The sequence below is a fragment of the Paracraurococcus lichenis genome (assembly GCF_030657435.1).
Taxonomy (GTDB): Bacteria; Pseudomonadota; Alphaproteobacteria; order Acetobacterales; family Acetobacteraceae; genus Paracraurococcus; species Paracraurococcus lichenis.
Window position 1 is genome coordinate 1 of sequence record NZ_JAUTWS010000179.1, and the last position, 5,208, is coordinate 5,208.

Annotated in this window: 4 protein-coding genes; 2 read left to right on the forward strand and 2 right to left on the reverse strand. The window is 68.3% G+C overall.

Annotated features, from left to right (window positions below):
- Nucleotides 1-257 precede the first annotated feature (257 nt).
- A complete protein-coding gene (locus Q7A36_RS38150) occupies nt 258-1,547 on the reverse strand; it encodes a methyl-accepting chemotaxis protein (protein ID WP_305109021.1) in 1,290 nt (429 codons plus the stop codon).
- A gap of 428 nt (nt 1,548-1,975) precedes the next feature.
- On the opposite strand from Q7A36_RS38150, the gene Q7A36_RS38155 reads away from it, so the two are divergent.
- On the forward strand, nt 1,976-2,470 hold the full coding sequence (locus tag Q7A36_RS38155; protein WP_305109022.1) for a cache domain-containing protein: 495 nt from the start codon (nt 1,976-1,978) through the stop codon (nt 2,468-2,470).
- 28 nt (nt 2,471-2,498) lie between these two features.
- Nucleotides 2,499-5,015, forward strand: coding sequence for an EAL domain-containing protein (locus tag Q7A36_RS38160; RefSeq protein ID WP_305109023.1), 2,517 nt, complete (start codon nt 2,499-2,501; stop codon nt 5,013-5,015).
- A 28-nt stretch (nt 5,016-5,043) separates the two neighbouring features.
- Here Q7A36_RS38160 and Q7A36_RS41930 read toward each other — a convergent pair whose 3' ends face one another.
- Nucleotides 5,044-5,166 carry an IS4 family transposase gene (locus tag Q7A36_RS41930; protein WP_370655791.1) on the reverse strand — a complete coding sequence of 41 codons (123 nt, stop codon included), beginning with the start codon at nt 5,164-5,166 and terminating at the stop codon, nt 5,044-5,046.
- Nucleotides 5,167-5,208: the final 42 nt, after the last annotated feature.

A 5,208-nucleotide genomic window follows, 5' to 3' on the forward strand; every position in this document is an offset into this window, starting at 1 on the left:
ACTTGGCAATGTGCACAGGCGCGACACCGCCTATGACCACCCATCATGACTCTTGCCGCGGTCATCACCGCGGCCACTTGCTAAATGTGCTGTGCCGAGGTGCGGTCTGCGCCGACCTCGGCCATGGCGGCCTGGGGCCGATCGGGCGGACATCGCCTGCCGATCGCCCCATGCATGAGCCCGACGACCCCGACTTCGAGGTCGCCCTGATCCCGCGTGAGGCGGCCTGGCCGCGCTATGCCAGAACCGGGATCCTATCAGGCAGCCCGGATGTTCGCGAGCAGGGCGCGTGCCTCATTGCCGAGCCTTTCCGTCTGTTGCGAGACCTCGCCGGCAGCGCGGAGCACCTCGGTCGCCGAACCGCCCGTCTCCGCGACCGATCGGCTGACGCCGTCCATGTTGCGGGTGACGTCGAGGGCACCGACAGCCGCCTGCTGGATGCTGCGCGTGATCTCCTGCGTTGCCGTGCCTTGTTCCTGGACCGCGGCCGCGATGGAGCCACTGATCTGGGCGACCTCACTGATCGTCGCGGCGATACCCTGGATCGCGGTGACCGCGTCCCGTGTCGCGGTCTGGATCTGGGTGATCTGGGCGCTGATCTCCTCGGTTGCCTTGGCCGTCTGGGAGGCGAGCGTCTTCACCTCCGATGCCACGACGGCGAAGCCTTTCCCGGCCTCGCCCGCGCGTGCCGCCTCGATCGTTGCGTTGAGCGCGAGCAGGTTCGTCTGGCCTGCGATGACATTGATGAGCTGCACCACCTCGCCGATCTTCTGGGCTCCCTCCGCCAGGGCACGCACCGTCTCATCGGTCCGGTTGGCATTGGCGGCTGCCTGCTCCGCGACACGGGTGGACTGCGTGACCTGACGGGAGATCTCGCCCACCGACGCCGCCAGTTCCTCGACCGCCGTCGCCACGGCCTGGACATTGTCGCTGGCCCGGCCCGCCGCGCCTGTCACTGCCTCGGCCTGGCGGCTCGTTGCCTGGGCGCCATTCGACATGCTCTCGGCCGTCGCGTGCAAGCGAACGGATGCCTTGGCGAGCGTGCCCGTCAGTTGCCCGATGGTTTCCTCGAACCGCGTCGTCAGGACGAGCGTCTGCTGCTTCCGTTCGCTTTCGGCCTGGTAAGCATCGTGAATGTCGACAAGCGAGCCGCAGGCGCGCCGGGCCGGGCGGCCAGGGTCCTTGATGACACCACCCGTCGCGCGGAACCAGCGATAGCTCCCGTTTTTCATCTTCAGGCGGTAGGTGACGTCGTACTTGCCGCCGGTCGCCAGGGCCTTGCCGAAAGCGGCGAAGGTCGCCTCGGCGTCCTCGGGATGCAGGCGGTCGGACCAGGACTGCACCACGTCCGGAAATTCGCCCTTGCTGCTGAAGCCGAGGAGGCGCCGGAACTCACCCGACCAGGTCCAGCGGGCCTTGGGGTGCATGGCATCGCCTTCGTGCAGCACCGCATCCCATAGGCCGACGCCGCAATGGCCATCCAGCACATCGAGCCATTCCGCCCTGTCGCGGATGATGGTGGATGGTTGCTTCCATTCGAACGGCATCGTCGATTTCCACTCTGGAGAGCCGGGTGGATATGGTAGAAAACATTTCATAACAGTAAGTGAATGCGGCATTACCCGCCCTGCATTGCCTGGAATCGGCTCTCCCGCTGATTCGATCCTCGGCTACCCGGCACCAGATCTTCCGGTGGTAGGAGGCGAAGCTGATGCACTGTGGCGTGTTCGCAAGGCTGCGCACCATAGCCGATATTTCTGTGCGTTCCGGCAGTTCTTGCGGCATCTGGATCAGCTCCGCAGGCCGGCTCTGCCGCGCCTTCCATCCGGACGCCAGGAAGGGGATGCCAGCGCAGGTCGCGGTCGTGGAGAAGCCGGGGACGGTTTTGAGGCACGTCCGCCGCTGCGAGATGGGCACTCGCCGGAGTACAGCTTCACCGCCGAACCGTTGCAGCGCGCCCGCGCGAGAGGCCGAGATGATCTGCTCCCTGCGACGCACAGGATGTCGCCACCTCCTCGCGGCGCTCGCCGCCGCGTGCCTCGTCACAGCCCCGCCCGCAGCAGCGGATCCCGATTTCGATGACATGGCCGCCCGAGCTGCGACCGTCGAGCTCACGCAGCGCGCGTTCACTCATATCCGGGAGGTCGGCCGTGAGCGCGCCCTGGCGGACTTCAACCGGGCCGACGGCGGTTTCGTGCAGGGCGAGGCCTATGTCTTCTGCCACGATGCGGGATCCAGGGTGCTCGCACATGGTGGCAATCCGCGCCTGGTCGGCCGCGACATGAGCGATACCGTCGACCCTGACGGACGGCGGCCGGGGCACGAGCTGACCCGGATCGGCCTCAGCGAAGGCGAGGGCTGGTTCGAGTTCCGCTGGCCCAACCCCGTGACCAAGCGCATTCAGCGGCGCGTGGCCTATATTCGCAAGGTGGATGACGCGACGGTCTGCGGGTCCGGCTACTTCCGCTGATCCACGGCCTGAGAGAGGTGAACCCGCCGTGATACGCCGTCTGCTGCACGACCTGCCGCTCGCCCGCAAGCTCCTGCTGGTACCGGCAGTGACGACCGCGCTGGCCGGTATCATGGTGGCACTTGCGGTGAATGCCGTCCGGACGGACGTCGCAGCGGTCCGTGCCCTCGACCGCGATGTGTTCGAGCCGCTCAATGCGGCGCATCACCTGCACGAGGGCGTTTCGCTGCTGCATGCGGGGCTGACCGCCCTGCTGCTGAAGGGGGTTGTCGAGACGAACGCGCGCGAGGAGTGGGACGCTGCGGCGGCGGTGATGCCACCCATGCTGGAGCGCACGGCAGAAGAGGCCAGGGCGCTGCGCGTCCTGCTGCGTGGCCGGGTACCCGATGCGCTGGCCGCGCGGGTCGAAGGCGATCTCGTGTCCTACGTCGATGCCGCGCGCTCCGCCATCGACATGGCAACGGGTGACATCGCCTTCGGCTCGCTGCTGATGCTCAAGGCCGATAGCAGCTTCGTGCGCCTCCGCGGCATGCTGGGCGAGCTGGTTGGGAACCTCGACGAGCGCCGCCACGCGCTCGTGGCGCAGGCGGTCGAAGACAGTGCTGCCGCGATGCGCCTCATGATCGGCCTTGCCGCAGTGTCCGCTGTGCTGGCCGTTCTGGTGGCCAGTGTCCTGGGTCGGATCATAGCCTCCCCACTGGGGCGCCTCACCACGGCCGTGCGGCGGCTCGCGGCCGGCGACACCCGGACCGAGATTCCCGGCACCGAGCGCCTCGATGAGGTGGGCGACCTCGCCCGCGCCGCGGCAGCATCGAAGGAGACCGCCGCAGCCCTGGTGCGGCGCGAGGCCGAGCTCGCACAGGCGAACCAACGCTTCGATGCGGCGCTCGCCAACATGGTGCATGGCCTTTGCATGTTCGCGACTGACGAGACCCTCGTCGTCGCCAATGCGCGCTTCTACGCGCTCCTCGGCCTCGACCCGGGTCGGGTTTGCCCAGGCACGCCCTACCGCGAGGTGCTCGCCGCGCGCCTGGCCGCCGGGTCCTTCCCGGGGCGCAGCCTGCAGGAGCTGCTGGAGGAGCGCCTTCCGCGCTTCCACTCGGGCGACACGGGAAGCTTCCTTGAGGAGGTCGCCGACGGACGCACAATCGTCGCCACCTACCGCGGCACGGCGGTCGGAGGCTTGGTGATCGCCTATGAGGACGTCACGGAGCGCCGCGAAGCCGAGGCGCGCATCGCCCACATCGCCCACCACGACGCCCTGACCGGGCTTCCGAACCGCGTCCTCTTCCGCGAGAGGCTGGACGAGACGCTCGTCCGCGCCCGGCGCGACGAAGGCTTCGCCGTGCTCTGCCTGGACCTCGACCGCTTCAAGGACATCAATGATACGCTGGGCCACCCTGCCGGCGATGCCCTGCTGCGCGTGGTCGCTGAGCGGCTCAAGACCGTACTCCGCGAGACCGACACGTTGGCGCGTCTGGGCGGCGACGAGTTCGCCATATTGCAGCCGAATGTGGACCAGCCGGGCGACGCGTCCCCGCTTGCGCGCCGTCTCGTCGAGGCGCTGAGCGCACCTTTCGACCTCGGCGGCCATCAGGTGGTCATCGGGACGAGCGTGGGCATCGCCCTGGCCCCGACGGACGGCCTGGATGCGGACCTGCTTCTCAAGGCGGCCGACATGGCGCTCTATCGTGCCAAGGCCGAGGGGCGCGGGCGCTGGTGCTTCTTCGAGCCCGAGATGGATGCGAGGATGCGCGAGCGGCGCCTTCTCGAGCTCGATCTCCGGCGCGCTCTGGTCGTGGGGGAGTTCGAGCTCCACTACCAGCCCATCGTCGCCGTCGCGTCGCGCCGGGTTTCCGGCCTTGAGGCGCTGCTACGCTGGCGTCATCCTGAGCGTGGTCTGGTGCCGCCCGACGCCTTCATCCCGCTCGCCGAGGAGATCGGCCTCATCGTCCCGCTCGGCGAGTGGGTCCTCGCCCAGGCCTGCCGCGATGCCGCCGGCTGGCTTGGCACGCCGAAGGTGGCGGTCAATCTCTCACCGGTCCAGTTCGCCAGCCGCGGGCTGGTGGATGCGGTCGCCACCGCCCTCGAGCTGTCCGGCCTCGACCCCGCCCGGCTCGAGCTCGAGATCACCGAGACGGTGATGCTGCAGGACACCCAGGCCACGCTCGCCACCTTGCACCGGCTGAAGGCGCTCGGCGTGCGCATCGCCATGGACGATTTCGGCACTGGCTACAGCTCGCTCAGCTACCTCCAACGCTTCCCCTTCGACAAGGTTAAGATCGACCGCAGCTTCACCAGTGGGCTGGAGCAGTCGCCCCGGAGCAACGCCATCGTGGGGGCCGTCACCGATCTCTGCCTCGGGCTGGACATGACCATCACCGCCGAGGGCGTCGAGACCGAGGAGCAGTTGCAGGAGCTTCGCCGGAAGGGCTGCGGCGAGGCGCAGGGCTACCTGTTCAGCAAACCCCAGCCCGCCGCGGAGATCCCGATGCTGCTCGCGCGTCTCGCTGCCGAAGTACAGGCCGACCTGGTCACAGATTAACATCTTCCCCGCCCTTGAGGGCTTGACCTTACCCACACCATGTTTCGCTCCTGCGTCCTGCCAGCTCGGCGCCGAGCAGCATCAGGAGCAGGCGCTGAGCGCCGAGCCACAGTGTCTGCCATCCAGGCTCGCCGTCGCCACGACGGGCCAGAAGGCGGGCAACACCGCGGTGAAAGCCGCGCCGAGTGACGAG